This is a genomic window from Pseudoxanthomonas sp. JBR18, from assembly GCF_028198165.1.
Lineage (GTDB): Bacteria > Pseudomonadota > Gammaproteobacteria > Xanthomonadales > Xanthomonadaceae > Pseudoxanthomonas_A.
Genome location: NZ_CP116339.1, coordinates 2,727,965 through 2,743,200, shown reverse-complemented (window position 1 = coordinate 2,743,200; position 15,236 = coordinate 2,727,965). Strand labels below are relative to the sequence as shown.

Sequence of the window (15,236 nt, the reverse complement as noted above, 5' to 3'; positions counted from 1 at the left end):
CAGCCGGCTCCGGCACCAGGAAGGTGTTGGGTGAAACGATTTGAAACGGCCTCCAGCCTATAATCGTCGCCTTCTTTGGCTTGGGTTCTCTGGCACCATGGCGGACACGATGAAGGCGCTGGTCAAGCGCGAAGCGGGCAAGGGCATCTGGCTGGAACAGGTGGCCAAGCCCACGCCCGGCCCCAACGAGGTGCTGGTCAAGCTGGAGAAGACCGCCATCTGCGGGACCGACCTGCACATCTACCTGTGGGACGAGTGGAGTCAGCGCACGATCAAGCCGGGCCTGACCATCGGCCATGAGTTCGTCGGCCGCATCGCCGAGCTGGGCTCGGCGGTGACCGGTTACGAGGTCGGCCAGCGCGTGTCGGCCGAAGGCCATATCGTCTGCGGCCACTGCCGCAACTGCCGGGGCGGGCGACCGCACCTGTGCCCCAACACCGTCGGCATCGGTGTCAACGTCAATGGCGCCTTCGCCGAGTACATGGTCATGCCGGCCTCCAACCTGTGGCCGATCCCCGACCAGATCCCGTCCGAGCTGGCTGCATTCTTCGATCCCTACGGCAACGCGGCGCATTGCGCGCTGGAGTTCGACGTGATCGGCGAGGACGTACTGATCACCGGCGCCGGCCCGATCGGCATCATCGCCGCGGGCATCTGCAAGCACATCGGCGCGCGCAACGTGGTGGTCACCGACGTCAACGATTTCCGCCTCAAGCTAGCCGCCGACATGGGCGCCACGCGGGTGGTCAACGTGTCCAACACCTCGCTCAAGGAGGTGATGGGCGAACTGCACATGGAAGGCTTCGACGTCGGGCTTGAGATGAGCGGCAATCCGCGCGCCTTCAACGACATGCTCGAGTGCATGTACCACGGCGGCAAGATCGCCATGCTGGGGATCATGCCCAAGGGCGCCGGTTGCGACTGGGACAAGATCATCTTCAAGGGTCTGACCGTCCAGGGCATCTACGGCCGCAAGATGTACGAGACCTGGTACAAGATGACCCAGCTGGTGCTGAGCGGCTTCCCGCTGGGCAAGGTGCTGACCCACCAGCTGCCGATCGACGAGTTCCAGAAGGGCTTCGACCTGATGGAGGAAGGCAAGGCCGGCAAGGTGGTGCTGAGCTGGAACTGAGGTTCGTTCCCCTTGAAAAAGGCGCCCTGTCGGGCGCCTTTTTCATGTTGAAGCCGGCGACGTGCTTCAGTTGGCCACGGTCGCGCTGATCACCACCTTGTCGTCGGCGATCTCGCCATACGCGTCACGTCCATCCCCGTCGGTGCCGATGTAGGCGGCTGTCAGCGTGAGCGGGCCGAAGGACTTGCCGATGCTCACCGACCAATCCATGTAGTCCCGCCCGACCGTGCCATCCTCGAACTCGCTCTTGCCGACCGAGGCGCCCACGCTGAAATCCCTAGGCAACGGGTAGCTGGCGGCCGCCTGGTAATACCAGCCATCGGTATCGCTGTTGAACACGTTGTCCGTGTAGCCGACCAACAGGCTGTAGTTCTCCAGGAAGGTCACCTTGGTCAACAGTTCGTTGTAGTTCAACGCACCAGCGCCCGGATAGTTGTAGCGGTTGATCATCACGTCCAGGTTGGCCCAGTCGGTGAGATCGGCGTTGTAGCCGATGAAGGCGTCGACCTCGTAGTCAGGATCGCCCTCGCCGAAGTCGACATTGGACGCCCAGGTCCCGACGTACAGGCCGAACGGCGCGCTGTAGGTCAGGCCTGCCTGGAAGGCCGGATCGACACCGGTCTGGGACAAACCGCGGAAACGGTAATCGGTGGTCGCGCTAAGCGACCAGGACCAGGCCGATCCGGCTTCTTCCTCCGGAGCTTCCTGCGCCATTGCAACCATTGGCAGCGTCGCCAGGACGACGACGGCCACGACGAAACGCACGCTTGCTGCATTCATCTGACTCTCCTGCGTGGGTGGGGGAACAGCGCCTTACCAACACAACTGCAGTGAAGCGCGCCTGCGATGAGAACTGATCGGCGCTTTCACGGTTTTTTAACCGCAAGTTCTCTGGATATTGCGCTGCGCCCTCCGACGCCGTCAACCGATTTTTTGTTACGAATTCAACCGCATATACGTGCAACTTGGCGGGAACGCCCCCGATCTCCTCACCAAGCCATCAGCCCTGCGGGGTCGCGCGGGCAGGATCGTTGGCATGGCGAGCGAAAGCGCACACTTTTTTCAAATCGCGCGCAATGCCTCAAGACCAGGACTGCACAGCACGCGTGACCGATTTGGCTCGCAGCTGCCGCGTAAAATGCGGGCTCCCGTTCGCACACAGGCCTGACCGATGAATGATGCTTCCGCCCTCACCCACCGCTATACCGAGGAACTGGAAGGGATCCGGGACGCCGGCCTGTTCAAATCCGAACGCGTCATCACCGGGCCACAGTCGGCGGAAATCACCCTGGCCGATGGCCGCACCGTGCTGAACTTCTGCGCCAATAACTACCTGGGACTGGCCGACCACCCGGACATCATCGCCTCGGCCAAGGCCGCGCTGGATACGCATGGATTCGGCATGGCTTCGGTGCGCTTCATCTGCGGCACCCAGGACCTGCACAAGCAGTTGGAAGCCAAGATCGCCCACTTCTTCGGCAAGCAGGACACGATTCTGTATGCGGCCTGCTTCGACGCCAACGGCGGACTGTTCGAACCGCTGCTGGGCGAGGACGATGCGATCATCTCCGACGCGCTCAACCATGCCTCGATCATCGATGGCGTGCGCCTGTGCAAGGCCAAGCGCTTCCGCTACGCCAATTGCGACATGGCCGACCTGGAAGCCCAACTGCAGGCCGCCGACGCCTCGGGCTGCAGGACCAAGCTGATCACCACTGACGGTGTGTTCTCGATGGACGGCTTCATCGCCCCGCTCGATGAGATCACCACGCTGGCGAAAAAGTACAACGCGCTGGTCCACATCGACGAATGCCATGCCACCGGCTTCCTCGGCGACACCGGCCGTGGCTCGGCCGAGGTCAAGGGCGTGCTGGACAAGATCGACATCATCACCGGCACACTGGGCAAGGCGATGGGCGGCGCGCTGGGCGGCTTCACCACGGCCAGCAGCGAAGTGATCGAACTGCTGCGCCAGCGCTCGCGCCCGTACCTGTTCTCCAACTCGCTGCCGCCGCACGTGGTGGCCGCCGGCATTACCGCCTTCGACATGCTCGATGCGGCCGGCGACCTGCGCACGCAGCTCAAGGAGAACACCGCCTATTTCCGCGAGAAAATGAGCGCCGCCGGCTTCGATGTGAAGCCCGGTGTGCACCCGATCAGCCCGGTGATGCTCTACGACGCCCCGCTGGCGCAGCGCTTCGCCGAGCGTCTGCTGGAAGAAGGCATCTACGCGATCGGCTTCTTCTTTCCGGTTGTGCCCAAGGGCCAGGCGCGTATCCGCACCCAGATCAGTGCGGCGCATACGCGCGCCCACCTGGATCGGGCCATCGATGCTTTCACCCGCATTGGCCTCGAGTTAGGCGTGCTCAAGGGCTGAGTCCTGCCGCCATGCGCACCGTCCTGCGTCAACGCCTGCTGCTGGCCGCGCGGACCGATGCGCATGCCGTCTTCAACGAAGAGGTCTGGACCACCCGTTGCCTGCATTGTCGGCGCGTCCTGCAGCTGCGTGCCGATGGCGAACCGCTTGGCGCGGCGACACTGGAACACGTGGTGCCGCAAAGCTGGTTCGGCATGGCAAGCGCACAGGCGCTGACCGCCCGCGTCGGCGGCGATGCCGACGATCCGCGCAACCTCGCACTGGCGTGCGCGTCATGCAATCACGGCAAGGGCCGCCATCATGACGCCAATGGCCCGCGGGATGCGCGCGCGATCGAAGTGGTCACCGCGTTGCTGGACAAGCGCCTGCAGCGCTGGCGTGATGCCTAGCGGACGTCCGAAGGCGGCGCGAGCGCGCTGACTTCCTGCGGCGTCAGGTCCCGCCACGCGCCTTTCGCCAGCCCGCCCAGCGGCAACGTGCCGATCGCCACGCGCACCAGGCGCAGCGTCGCCAGGTGGAAGGCCTCAAGCAGCCGGCGGATCTGGCGATTGCGGCCCTCGTCCAGGGTGATCTCCAGCCAGGCATTGCGTGTTCCGGTGCGCAGCAGCGTGGCACGGGCGGCACGCAGCGGTTCGCCCTCGCTCAAGACCCCCTGTTCCAGCCGCGCCAGCAGCGCGGCGTCGGGAATCGCATCGATCTGCACGTGGTAAGTCTTGGACGGACCGATCCCAGGATCGGTGATCGCGGCGGCCCATGCAGGGTCGTTGCTCATCAGCAACAGGCCCTCGCTGGCCTTGTCCAGGCGTCCGACCGGCGCCAGCCAAGGCAGGTCCACGCCCTCGAAGCAGCGGTAGATCGTTTCGCGCCCATGCTCGTCGGCCGCAGTCGTGACCAAGCCGCGTGGCTTGTTGAGCATCAGATAACGGCGCTTGGCGCCTGCACCCGACAGACCGTCGACCTCGATGCGCGACCCGCCTGCGATCGTCGGAAATTCGGGATCCCGCACCACGCGTCCGTCAACGCGCACGCGACCGGCTTCGATCCAGCGCGCCGCCTCGGTGCGCGAACACAGCCCCAACTTGGAGAGTGCCCGCGCCAACCCATGGCGCGGTGCGGCGCCCTGCAAGGGCCTGCGGCGCACGGTCATCCGTTCAAACCCAGCCCTATCGACCGCCGTGACGGCAGGAGATGCTCAGTTCTTACCCGCCGGCTCAGCCACGGCCGGCACCTGGCTCGCCGGTGCCGTGGAGGCCTCACCCGGCGCTGCCGGGGCGGGAACGGCCGCAGCTGGCTTGGCCTTGACCACGCGCACCCCACGCGCCTTCATCCAGGCATCGAACTCGTCGGCCGTCATGCGCTTGCCGTTCTGGTTCATGTCGAAACGCCAGGGCGAGTTGTCGAACTGCGTCTTGGGCTTGTAAGCCGCCGGATCGTTGGCCGAGGCCGCAGGCGTGGCCATGGCGGTCTCCCGGCAGCCGTCCAGCTTCATTCGCGTCAACACGCGGTCGACCGACTGTGACTCGTCATAGGACTGCGCCAGCACACCGCTTGGCGCGCCCAGACGAGTGGTGTTGGCGAACAGTTCCACCGCGACCGGCGGCAGGATCGTCGCCCGCTGCGGCAACGGCTGCGGACTGATCCCGCTGCAGCCGCCTGCTTGCTGGGCGTGTGCGAATGGGGCGACGACGAGCAGCGACAGGACTGCAAACGGAAGCACGCGCATGGAGGAAAAGTGTCTGGCAAAGAGGTGGCGCGAGTGTAGGCAGGCGTCCGCCCGGCAATCAACCGTTACGCGATGTTTTTCTTGCAAATACTTGAAATAAAAAGACTGAATACGCTCCGCCTTCCCGCCTGCACCCGGAAACGCAGAAGCCCGGCACGAGGCCGGGCTTCTGCGAATTTCCCGAAGCGACGCAGCAGGGCTGCGGCGCTCGGCGAGACGCCAGATTAGTTCTGGACGTTCAGCTCGGTGCGACGGTTCTTCGCACGGCCTTCGGCGGTCTCGTTGGTGTCGATCGGACGGCTCTCGCCATAGCCGATCGGGCCGACCAGACGCGAGGAGTCGATGCCGTTGCTGGTCAGGTAGTCGTACACAGCCTTGGCGCGACGCTCGGACAGCTTCTGGTTGTAGGCGTCGGTACCGACCGAGTCGGTGTGGCCGGCGACTTCAACACGCAGGTCGGGGTAGCGCTGCAGGATCTCCACGGCCTCGGACAGGATCGCCACCGCGTCAGGACGCAGGGTCGACTTGTCGAAGTCGAAGTTCACACCCTTCAGGTCGATGGTGACCGGAGCCGGGCAGCCGTCCGGACCGATGGTCTGGCCAGCCTGCGAACCGGGGCACTTGTCGTCGCAGTTGTTGACGCCGTCACCGTCGTCATCCAGGTCCGCGCAGGTCTGGGCCGGCGGCGGCGGCGGCGGCGGCGGAGCGGCCTCAGCCTTGGTGCCCAGCGGGATGATCACACCGACCGAGGCCAGCACGTCACCGAAGTAGGACTCGTCCGGAGCGCGAACGCTCTGGTCGTTGAAATCACCGCGATAGGCGACTTCGGCACGCACGGCGACCTTGCTTTCGAAGGTGGTCTGCAGACCGACGCCGACCTTGGCGGCGAAGTTGCCGTCCTTGCTCTGGCCAGGCGAGTTCGGGCTCGGGAACGCGTCGTACTCTTCTTCCGAGCGCTGGTAGCCCAGGCCCATCAGCACGTAGGGGTTCCAGCCGCGACCTTCCTGGATGAAGTGGCGACGCAGGTCGAACGAGATGCCGTACTGGCTCCAGTTCAGGTCCTGGTTGTCTTCGAAGTTGGGGTTCTGGTAGTTCAGCTCACCGTCCAGCGACCAGTTCGGGCTGATGAACTTGCCCAGGCCGATCGAGGCGAACGGCGCATCGTCCGTCGCGCGATCGTTGTCCTGCATGTTCCAGCCCACAGCGCCGGTCAGGTACCACCGGTCATCAAATTCCTGAGCCGCAGCGGCCTGCGCCACGCTCAGTCCGGCCAGCATCGCGGCGCAGAGAAGTTTCTTGTTCATTTGCGACTCCTTGAGAGATCAGAGATTTGAAAACCGAACTGCGTGGGAGCGGGAAAACCCGACCTGTTCTGCATTCCAGTTCCATGTTTGAACAGCGGTTGGGCCGTCAACATCCGGCGCACATTATGCAGGGACTCGTGAAGACCACGTTAACAGCTGCCTAACAAGTCTTCAGCGCTCCGTGCTGGGCGCGGGGCACGTTATACGGAGGCCAGGGCGCACAGAGCGTGAAATCCACGCCGCGAATTTGTATCCAAATCGTTCATTGGCCGCCGTTCAGGCATGGCACCGCACTGCTGACCCTTGCTCCACGAACGCGCTTGCGGCAAGGTGCGCGCACTTACCGTACGCAAGCGTATTGACATGCCGACCTCCGACGCGCCGGACACCCCTGTCGCCTATCCCCATCTGCTGGCGCCGCTGGATCTTGGCTTCACGCGGCTGCGCAACCGCGTGCTGATGGGCTCCATGCATACCGGCCTGGAAGATCGCGCCACGGACTTTCCCAAGCTGGCCGCCTATGTGGCCGAGCGCGCGCAGGGAGAGGTCGGGTTGATCGTCACCGGTGGTTTCGCGCCCAACATGGTCGGCTGGCTCAAGCCCTTCGGCGGCAAGCTGTCCTGGCCGTGGGAAGGCCGCCCGCACCGGCAGGTCACCCAGGCCGCACACGCGCATGGCGCCAGGGTCTGCCTGCAGCTCCTCCACGCCGGTCGCTATGCCTACCATCCGCTGTCGGTCGCGCCGTCGGCGATCAAGGCCCCCATCAACCCGTTCAAGCCGCGCGGACTCAGCGCGCGGGGCGTGGAGCGGCAGATCGGCGCCTACGTGCATGCCGCGCGCATGGCCCGCGAAGCCGGCTATGACGGCGTGGAGGTGATGGGCTCGGAGGGCTATCTGATCAACCAGTTCACCGCCGCCCGCACCAACCAGCGCGACGACGCCTGGGGCGGCGATGTCGCGCGGCGCATGCGCTTTGCGGTGGAGATCGTGCGACGCGTGCGCGAGGCCTGCGGCCCGGACTTCATCATCATCTATCGCCTGTCCCTGGTGGATCTGGTCGAAGGCGGCAATGCGTGGCCGGACATCGTCCAGCAGGCTCGCGCGGTCGAGGCGGCGGGTGCCACCTTGATCAACTCCGGCATCGGTTGGCATGAGGCACGCATCCCCACGATCGTGACCTCGGTGCCGCGTGCGGCCTTCGCCAGTGTGACCGCCAAGCTCAAGCGCGAGGTCGCCGTGCCGGTCATCGCCACCAACCGAATCAACATGCCCCAGGTCGCCGAGGGCATCCTCGCATCAGGCCAGGCCGACATGGTGTCCCTCGCCCGCCCGCTGCTCGCCGATCCGCACTGGGTCCGCAAGGCCCGCCAAGGCGACGCCAAACGAATAAACACGTGTATCGCCTGCAACCAGGCTTGCCTGGATCATGTGTTCCAGAACAAGCGCGCAAGCTGCCTGGTCAATCCCCGCGCCTGCGCCGAGACCGAACTGGTCTACCGCAAGACCGACGCCCCCAAGCGCGTGGCCGTGGTCGGTGCAGGTCCTGCGGGCCTGGCCTGCGCGACCGTCGCGGCCGAGCGTGGGCACGCCGTCACCCTGTTCGAGGCCGGCGCCGAGATCGGTGGCCAGTTCAACTACGCCAAGCGCATCCCGGGCAAGGAAGAGTTCCACGAGACCTTGCGCTACTTCCGCCAGCGCCTGGACGACACCGGGGTCGCGCTGCGCCTGTCCACGCAGGCGGACCCGTCGATGCTGCGCAGCTTCGATCGTGTTGTGCTCGCGACGGGCATCACGCCGCGCCAGGTGGAATTCCCCGGCGCCGACCATCCTCGTGTCGTCGGCTATGTGGATGTCCTGTCCGGACGCGCCGTGCCTGGCCGCCGCGTGGCCCTGATCGGGGCTGGCGGCATCGGCTTCGATGTGGCCGAGTATCTGGTCCAGGACGGCGCATCCCCTTCGACCGATCCTGCGCGCTGGATGGCCGAATGGGGGGTGGACGCCCGCTTCGAGGCACCGGGCGGCCTGGTCGCTCCCCGCCCTGAGCCGGCCGCCCGCGAAGTGTGGCTGCTGCAGCGCTCTGCCGGTCGCCCCGGCGCGCGGCTGGGCAAGACGTCCGGCTGGGTGCACCGGGCCACGCTGAAGGCCAAGGGCGTGCACATGCTGGGTGGCGTGGAATACCTGCGCATGGATGACGACGGGCTGCACATCCGCATCGACGATGTCGTGCAGGTGCTGCCTGCCGATACGGTCGTCGTGTGCGCAGGACAGGAGCCGCGGCGCGAGCTGGCCACGGCGCTGGAAGCGGCAGGCATGAAGATTCATCTGATTGGCGGCGCGGACGTCGCCGCGGAACTGGATGCCAAGCGCGCCATCGACCAGGCTAGCCGCCTCGCCGCGTCACTCTGAGCAGGCTTCGAGAGGCGTTCCCCACGTCGAAAACGGCGCGCCATGACCCTGAATCGGGGGGTGAATGCAAGCCGCCATGTTCAGGTGAGGTTTCGAATTCGCCCCTTACCGTGCGCCAACTTTTTCGACCCGCCGCCCAGTTCAGGCGGGTTTGTCCGGTCTTTGCACTGATCCCCAGTGCGACCGGCACCGGGCAGCCCGCGAGACGGCTGCCTCCCCATGACGCCCAACCATGTCGTCAGCCGTCTTCCCTGGTGTACCGGGACGACAGCCCCGATGTGGCCAAACGGAGCAAGGAGTTCGATGAAACTGGCCTGGATTCTCTGGCTGTCGCACGTGTTGCCGCAGCCAGCCGCCGACTCGCTGTGCCTGTCGACGACGGTTTACCTGGAAGCCCGCGACCAGAGCCTGCGCGGGCAGGAAGCGGTTGCAGAGGTCGCGCTGCGGCGCCGCGACAGCGGCCTGTGGGGCGACTCGCTGTGCGATGTGGTCACCGCCCGGCATCAGTTCGCGCCGGGCATCGTGCCGGCCTCCACCCGCCTGCGGAACAATGGCGCGTGGGCCAGCTCGGTTCGAGTGGCGCTGGACTCGGAGCGCAACTGGGCATTGCCGCGCGGCACCCGGCGCGAGATCGTCCCCGGCGCCAGCCACTTCGCGGCGCACGCGATCGCCAACCCGACCTGGAGCAACTCCTACACGGTAGCGACCATCGGCGACCACACGTTCTATCGCGTGCAATCGCTCAAGCCCCGCTCCTGACCCAGGCGCGTATCACGCGCATGAGAAAGGCCGGCGATCGCCGGCCTTTCTCTTGACCCAAAACGCGCCTAGCTGCAGCGTCTCAGATACGTTTTTTTAATGGAATGAACTCCAGATCCTCTGGCCCGATGTAGTTCGCGCTGGGACGGATGATCTTGCCGTCGATACGCTGCTCGATCACATGCGCGCTCCAGCCCGCGGTGCGCGCGATCACGAACAGCGGTGTGAACATTGCCGTGGGCACGCCCATCATGTGGTAGCTCACCGCGCTGAACCAGTCCAGGTTGGGGAACATCTTCTTGATGTCCCACATCACCGACTCCAGGCGCCCGGCGATGTCGTACATCTTGGTGCTCGCCGCCTCCTCGGACAGCTCACGGGCGACCTGCTTGATCACCTTGTTGCGCGGATCGCTGACCGTGTACACCGGATGGCCGAAGCCGATGACCACTTCCTTACGCTCCACGCGTGCCTTGATGTCGGCCTCGGCCTCGTCGGGCGTGTCATAGCGCTTCTGCACTTCGAAGGCCACCTCGTTGGCGCCGCCGTGCTTGGGCCCGCGCAAGGCGCCGATACCGCCGGCGATCGCGCTGTACATGTCGCTGCCGGTCCCGGCGATGACGCGACAGGTGAAGGTCGAGGCATTGAACTCGTGCTCGGCATACAGGATCAGCGAGGTGTGCATCGCCTTGACCCAGGAATCCTGCGGCTTCTCGCCGTGCAGCAGATGCAGGAAGTGGCCGCCGATGGAGTCATCGTCGGTTTCCACATCGATCGCGCGGCCGTTGTGGCTCCAGTGATACCAGTACAGCAGCATCGAGCCCAAACAGGCCATCAGCTTGTCGGCGATGTCGCGCGCGCCGGGATGGTTGTGGTCGTCCTTCTCCGGCGAGACGCAGCCCAGCACGGACACGCCGGTACGCATCACGTCCATGGGATGCGCCGAGGGCGGCAGCTCTTCCAGCGCCGCCTTTACCGCCGCCGGGATGCCGCGCAGCGATTTGAGCTTGGCCTTGTAGCCGCGCAGTTCGGCGGCGGTCGGCAGCTTGCCGTGCACCAGCAGGTAGGCGATCTCCTCGAACTCGCTGGTCGTGGCCAGGTCCAGAATGTCGTAGCCGCGGTAATGCAGGTCGTTGCCGGTGCGGCCGACGGTGCACAGCGCGGTATTGCCTGCCGGCGTGCCCGACAGGGCGACTGACTTCTTGGGCTTGAAGCCGGGTGTGGTGGTTTCGCTCATGGCGCTCGCTCCTCTTGCATGCCTTTGGATGCGATGCGCCGCAGGGCCGCGCGTCGCGGATTGCTCAAGCGTGGGGCTCAGCCCACCTTGCTCTTGGAGAACAGTGCATTGAGCTTGTTTTCGAACGCGTGATAGCCGATGCGCTCGTAGAGCTCCTCACGCGTCTGCATCGTGTCGACCACCGCCTTCTGGTGACCGTCACGGCGGATGGTTTCGTAGACGTGTTCTGCAGCCTTGTTCATGGCGCGGAACGCGGACAGCGGATATAGCTGGATCGCCACCCCGACGCTGGCAAGTTCCTCGCGGGTGAACAGCGGGGTGGCGCCGAATTCGGTGATGTTGGCCAGCACGGGCACCTTCACCGCCTCGACGAAGCGCTGGTAGGTGTCCAGGTCGTAGGAGGCTTCGGCAAAGATGCCATCGGCGCCAGCCTCCACGCAGGCGATGGCGCGCTCGATCGCCTTGTCCACGCCCTCGACCTGGATCGCGTCGGTGCGCGCGATCAGGAAGAAGTCCGGATCGGTCTTCGCATCGGCGGCGGCCTTGATGCGATCGACCATCTCGCCCTGGGACACGATCTCCTTGCCTGGACGATGGCCGCAGCGCTTGGCGCCGACCTGATCCTCAAGGTGGCAGGCCGCCGCGCCGGCCTTGATCAACGACTTGACCGTGCGCTCGATGTTGAACGCGCTGGCGCCGAAGCCGGTGTCGATATCCACCATCAGCGGCAGATCGCAGACATCGGTGATGCGACGGGTGTCGATGAGGACGTCTTCGAGCGTGTTGATGCCCAGATCCGGCATGCCCAGCGAACCTGCCGCCACGCCGCCGCCGGACAGGTAGATCGCCTTGTAGCCGGCGCGCTGGGCCAGCAGCGCATGGTTGGCGTTGATCGCACCGATCACCTGCAGCGGGGACTCGGCGGCCAGGGCGGCACGGAAGCGGGCGCCGGCACTTGGGGAGGCCATGACATCACTCCTTATCAATAAGCGAGCCCGACCCGGACGGTCGCTCGCAGGACGAGGCGCAATCTGGCACCCTGCGAAGCATTGATCAATCTTGATCGATCAAATCAATAGATCATGCCTCACGACCTGATTTCCGCCCGGCAGGCCTGTGCCCTGCTGGGCATCAGCCCGGCGACGCTCTACGCCTATGTCAGCCGTGGCCTGCTGGAGTCGCGCCCTGGCGCGGACCACCGCAGCCGCATGTATCGACGCGCCCAGGTCGAACGGCTGGCGCAGAACAAGCGCGCCGGGCGCGGGGCGGCACGCGGAGCCGCGCAGAGCCTGGACCGCGGCCTGCCCGTGCTGGAGACCCGGATATCGCTGATCCAGCCCGATGGTCCGTATTACCGCGGCCGTTCGGCGGTCGCGGCGGTGCGCGACGGCGCCACGCTGGAGGACACCGCGCGCCTGCTGTGGGACTGCGGCGTGCAGGACCCGTTCGCCAGCACGCCTGCGCCGTGGCCGGACACCATCACCCGGGTGGCCCTGGACGACGCACTGCCGCCACTGGAGCGCACATTGGCCTGCATCCCCCTGCTGGCGCTGGAGACGCGCGGCTCGTTCAACCTCGCCATGCCGGTCCGGCACGAGGCCGCCGCCCTGCTCCTGCGCCAGAACGCGGCGCTGTTGGTCGCCCGCCCACCCGACGCCACGCCGGTCCACGCACAGCTGGCCGGCCACTGGGTGCCTGGTAGCGCCGCCTTCGCCGAGCTGGTGCGCGCGGCGCTGGTGCTGTGCGCCGATCACGAACTGAACGTCTCGGCCTTCGCCGCGCGCGTGGTCGCCTCCACCGGGGCACCGTTGCATGCCACGGTCTGCACCGGCCTGGCCGCGTTGTCCGGACCGCGTCACGGCGGCGCGACCGCGCGGGCCTATGCCGTGCTGGAAGCCGGCCCCGATGCGCTGGCCACCCGCTGGAACCGTGGCGACGACGTGCCCGGGTTCGGCCATGCGCTGTATCCGCATGGCGACCCACGCGCCGCCGAACTGCTGGCGATGCTGCGCCTTGCGGTGGGCGACACCCCGCGCATGCGCGAGGTCGAACGGGTGATCGCCTGCGCCGAGGACGTCAGCGGGCTGCGCCCCAACGTGGACCTGATGCTGGCCACGCTGTGTTACGCCTTCGAGCTTCCCGCCACGCCGGCGCTGGTCACCTTCGCCAGCGGCCGCCTGGCCGGGTGGTTGGCCCATGCACTGGAACAGCAGACGCTGGGCAAGTTGATCCGCCCACGCGCGCAGTACACCGGATTGCCGCCGGCGGCCGCACCGGCGGACTGAGCGTCCGCCACCGCACATGGGCCCCGCTGCACCAACGGGTGCACGACAGATCACCAGCGAGCTTTCAGGCCCCGGCGTCGGGGCCGCGATCCAGCGCACGACGCACCTCGTCCAGCGCGTTGGGATCATCCAGGGTGGACAGGTCGCCCGGATCGTCGCCCTGAGCCAGGGCCTGGATGGAGCGCCGCAGCAGCTTGCCCGAGCGGGTCTTGGGCAGGGCGCCGACGATGTAGACCCGCGCCGGGCGCGCCACCGCGCCCAGGTCCGTTTCCACGATCCTGCGCATGCCATCGGCAGCGCTGTTGCGCGCGGCGGTTTCATCGGTGGCCTGGCGCAGGGTGGCGAACACGATCGGCACCTGGCCTTTGACCTCATCGGCGACACCGACCACGGCCGCCTCGGCCACCGCGCCGAAGCCGGACACCGACTCCTCGATCTCCCGCGTGCCCAGGCGATGGCCGGCCACGTTGATGACATCGTCGGTGCGCCCAAGGATGAAGGTGTAGCCGTCCTCATCGCGGATGGCCCAGTCCAGCGAGCTGTAGAGCAGCTCCTTGAAATGGCTGAAGTAGCTGTCGAGGAACCGCTGGTCGTCGTTCCAGATCGTGCTCATGCAACCCGGCGGCAGCGGCGGCTCGATCACCAGCACGCCCTTCTGGTTGGGCGCGACTTCCTCACCGGACGCCTCGTCGATGACCTTCATCCGGTAGCCGAGGTTCGGGAAGCCCGGCGAACCGAAGCGCACCGGCTTCATGTCCACGCCCGGCAGCACGCACAGCGCCGGCCAGCCGGTCTCGGTCTGCCAGTAGTTGTCGATCACCGGCTTGCGCAGCGCATCGTTGATCCAGTGCGCGGTGGGCTCGTCCAGCGGCTCACCGGCGAGGAACAGGTACTTGAGTTCGGACAGGTCGTGGCGGCGGATGAAGTCGATGTCGTGCTTCTTCAGCACGCGGATCGCCGTCGGCGAGGAGAACATCGTGCGCACGCCGTACTGCTCACACAGCGCCCACCAGATGCCCGCATCGGGATGGATGGGCAGGCCTTCGTACAACAGCGAGGTACAGCCCCCGATCAGCGGCCCGTACACGTTGTACGAGTGCCCAACCGCCCAGCCCACGTCCGAGGTGGAGAACATCACCTGCCCCGGCGCGCAGTCGAAGACCGTGCGCATCGACTGCGCCATGGCCACCGCGTAGCCACCGACATCGCGCTGCACGCCCTTGGGCTTGCCAGTGGTGCCCGAGGTGTAGAGCAGATAGCTGGGCTCATTGGATTCCAGCCATTCCACCGGCACCTGCGCATCGCCCACCTGCGCGCGCAGCGTGGCGTAGTCCTCGTCGCGCCCAGGCACTTTCGGCTCGGCCGGATCCAGATCGCGCGAAACGATCAATACCTTGGGCGGGGCGAACCGCGCTTCGGCGCAGGCCGCATCGATCATCGGCTTGTAGGGAATCACCTTGCCGCCGCGCATGCCGGCATCGGCGGCGATCAGCAGCTTGGGCTTGGCATCGTCGATGCGCAGGGCCAGATTATGCGCGGCAAATCCGCCGAAGACCACCGAGTGCACGGCACCGATGCGGGCGCAGGCCAGCATCGCGAAGACCGCCTCGGCCATGTTCGGCATGTACACCACCACGCGATCGCCGCGCGCCACGCCCAACTGCTGCAGGACCGCAGCGAAGGCGTTGACCTCGACATGCAGCTGTCGATAGGTGATCTCGCGGGTGATGTCGGTTTCGGTGGAGACCGCCACCAGCGCCAGCTGGTCGGCACGCGTTTCCAGGTGCCGATCCACCGCGTTGTAGCAGAGGTTGGTCTGCCCGCCGACGAACCATTTACGGAACGGCGGATTCGAATAATCCAGGACCTTCTGCGGCGGCACATGCCAGTGGATCGCCTTGGCTTCCTCGCCCCAGAACGCTTCGGGTTCCTCGATGGAACGACGGTAAACCGCTTCGTACGACGTCATGACCGTCCCTCCCAGAACCGGTGCCGCCGAGCATAGAGGCCTGG

Annotated in this window: 13 protein-coding genes; 6 read left to right on the top strand and 7 right to left on the bottom strand. The window is 66.2% G+C overall.

The window, feature by feature from the left end; all coding sequences use genetic code 11:
• Positions 1 to 97 precede the first annotated feature (97 nt).
• On the top strand, positions 98 to 1,132 hold the full coding sequence (gene tdh / locus PJ250_RS12375) for an L-threonine 3-dehydrogenase (RefSeq protein ID WP_271644868.1): 1,035 nt from the start codon (positions 98 to 100) through the stop codon (positions 1,130 to 1,132).
• 66 nt (positions 1,133 to 1,198) lie between these two features.
• On the opposite strand, the gene PJ250_RS12370 is transcribed toward tdh, so the two are convergent.
• Positions 1,199 to 1,912, bottom strand: a complete 714-nt coding sequence (locus PJ250_RS12370; protein ID WP_271644866.1) for a TorF family putative porin — start codon at positions 1,910 to 1,912, stop codon at positions 1,199 to 1,201.
• A gap of 391 nt (positions 1,913 to 2,303) precedes the next feature.
• Between PJ250_RS12370 and kbl the strand changes: the two genes are divergently transcribed.
• Entirely contained in the window at positions 2,304 to 3,509 is a 1,206-nt protein-coding gene (gene kbl, locus PJ250_RS12365; protein WP_271644865.1) for a glycine C-acetyltransferase, read from the top strand.
• 11 nt (positions 3,510 to 3,520) lie between these two features.
• The gene (locus PJ250_RS12360; RefSeq protein WP_271644863.1) at positions 3,521 to 3,898 is read left to right on the top strand and encodes an HNH endonuclease; all 378 of its coding nucleotides are present in this window, start codon (positions 3,521 to 3,523) and stop codon (positions 3,896 to 3,898) included.
• Here PJ250_RS12360 and PJ250_RS12355 read toward each other — a convergent pair.
• From PJ250_RS12355 to PJ250_RS12345, 3 genes are all read right to left on the bottom strand, one after another.
• On the bottom strand, positions 3,895 to 4,650 hold the full coding sequence (locus PJ250_RS12355) for a pseudouridine synthase (RefSeq protein ID WP_271644862.1): 756 nt from the start codon (positions 4,648 to 4,650) through the stop codon (positions 3,895 to 3,897). The genes PJ250_RS12360 and PJ250_RS12355 overlap by 4 nt on opposite strands.
• A 51-nt stretch (positions 4,651 to 4,701) precedes the next feature.
• Positions 4,702 to 5,232 (bottom strand): hypothetical protein, encoded by a 531-nt coding sequence (locus tag PJ250_RS12350; RefSeq protein ID WP_271644861.1) that lies wholly within the window; start codon positions 5,230 to 5,232, stop codon positions 4,702 to 4,704.
• A 224-nt stretch (positions 5,233 to 5,456) separates the two neighbouring features.
• Positions 5,457 to 6,536 (bottom strand): OmpA family protein, encoded by a 1,080-nt coding sequence (locus PJ250_RS12345; RefSeq protein WP_271644860.1) that lies wholly within the window; start codon positions 6,534 to 6,536, stop codon positions 5,457 to 5,459.
• Between the two features lie 363 nt (positions 6,537 to 6,899).
• On the opposite strand from PJ250_RS12345, the gene PJ250_RS12340 reads away from it, so the two are divergent.
• Together PJ250_RS12340 and PJ250_RS12335 are read left to right on the top strand one after the other, a co-directional pair.
• Entirely contained in the window at positions 6,900 to 8,942 is a 2,043-nt protein-coding gene (locus PJ250_RS12340) for an NADPH-dependent 2,4-dienoyl-CoA reductase (protein WP_271644859.1), read from the top strand.
• Positions 8,943 to 9,245: 303 nt separating this feature from the next.
• On the top strand, positions 9,246 to 9,701 hold the full coding sequence (locus PJ250_RS12335; protein ID WP_271644858.1) for a cell wall hydrolase: 456 nt from the start codon (positions 9,246 to 9,248) through the stop codon (positions 9,699 to 9,701).
• An 82-nt stretch (positions 9,702 to 9,783) separates the two neighbouring features.
• Here PJ250_RS12335 and prpC read toward each other — a convergent pair whose 3' ends face one another.
• Both prpC and prpB read right to left on the bottom strand, forming a co-directional pair.
• Entirely contained in the window at positions 9,784 to 10,938 is a 1,155-nt protein-coding gene (prpC, locus tag PJ250_RS12330) for a bifunctional 2-methylcitrate synthase/citrate synthase (protein WP_271644857.1), read from the bottom strand.
• A 77-nt stretch (positions 10,939 to 11,015) separates the two neighbouring features.
• The gene (gene prpB / locus PJ250_RS12325) at positions 11,016 to 11,906 is read right to left on the bottom strand and encodes a methylisocitrate lyase (protein WP_271644856.1); all 891 of its coding nucleotides are present in this window, start codon (positions 11,904 to 11,906) and stop codon (positions 11,016 to 11,018) included.
• A gap of 114 nt (positions 11,907 to 12,020) precedes the next feature.
• On the opposite strand from prpB, the gene PJ250_RS12320 reads away from it, so the two are divergent.
• Positions 12,021 to 13,223, top strand: coding sequence for a citrate synthase family protein (locus PJ250_RS12320; protein ID WP_271644855.1), 1,203 nt, complete (start codon positions 12,021 to 12,023; stop codon positions 13,221 to 13,223).
• 64 nt (positions 13,224 to 13,287) lie between these two features.
• Here the strand turns inward: PJ250_RS12320 and prpE are convergent, their stop codons facing one another.
• Positions 13,288 to 15,192 carry a propionate--CoA ligase gene (gene prpE, locus PJ250_RS12315; protein WP_271644854.1) on the bottom strand — a complete coding sequence of 635 codons (1,905 nt, stop codon included), beginning with the start codon at positions 15,190 to 15,192 and terminating at the stop codon, positions 13,288 to 13,290.
• Positions 15,193 to 15,236 lie beyond the last annotated feature (44 nt).

Bases quoted from the DNA above. Each gene is read 5' to 3' on its own strand.
- PJ250_RS12340 (WP_271644859.1), top strand. From the start codon at position 6,900: ATGCCGACCTCCGACGCGCCGGACACCCCTGTCGCCTATCCCCATCTG.
- PJ250_RS12335 (WP_271644858.1), top strand. From the start codon at position 9,246: ATGAAACTGGCCTGGATTCTCTGGCTGTCGCACGTGTTGCCGCAGCCA.
- PJ250_RS12345 (WP_271644860.1), bottom strand. From the start codon at position 6,536: ATGAACAAGAAACTTCTCTGCGCCGCGATGCTGGCCGGACTGAGCGTG.
- PJ250_RS12320 (WP_271644855.1), top strand. From the start codon at position 12,021: ATGCCTCACGACCTGATTTCCGCCCGGCAGGCCTGTGCCCTGCTGGGC.
- prpC (WP_271644857.1), bottom strand. From the start codon at position 10,938: ATGAGCGAAACCACCACACCCGGCTTCAAGCCCAAGAAGTCAGTCGCC.
- kbl (WP_271644865.1), top strand. From the start codon at position 2,304: ATGAATGATGCTTCCGCCCTCACCCACCGCTATACCGAGGAACTGGAA.
- tdh (WP_271644868.1), top strand. From the start codon at position 98: ATGGCGGACACGATGAAGGCGCTGGTCAAGCGCGAAGCGGGCAAGGGC.
- prpB (WP_271644856.1), bottom strand. From the start codon at position 11,906: ATGGCCTCCCCAAGTGCCGGCGCCCGCTTCCGTGCCGCCCTGGCCGCC.
- prpE (WP_271644854.1), bottom strand. From the start codon at position 15,192: ATGACGTCGTACGAAGCGGTTTACCGTCGTTCCATCGAGGAACCCGAA.
- PJ250_RS12350 (WP_271644861.1), bottom strand. From the start codon at position 5,232: ATGCGCGTGCTTCCGTTTGCAGTCCTGTCGCTGCTCGTCGTCGCCCCA.
- PJ250_RS12360 (WP_271644863.1), top strand. From the start codon at position 3,521: ATGCGCACCGTCCTGCGTCAACGCCTGCTGCTGGCCGCGCGGACCGAT.
- PJ250_RS12370 (WP_271644866.1), bottom strand. From the start codon at position 1,912: ATGAATGCAGCAAGCGTGCGTTTCGTCGTGGCCGTCGTCGTCCTGGCG.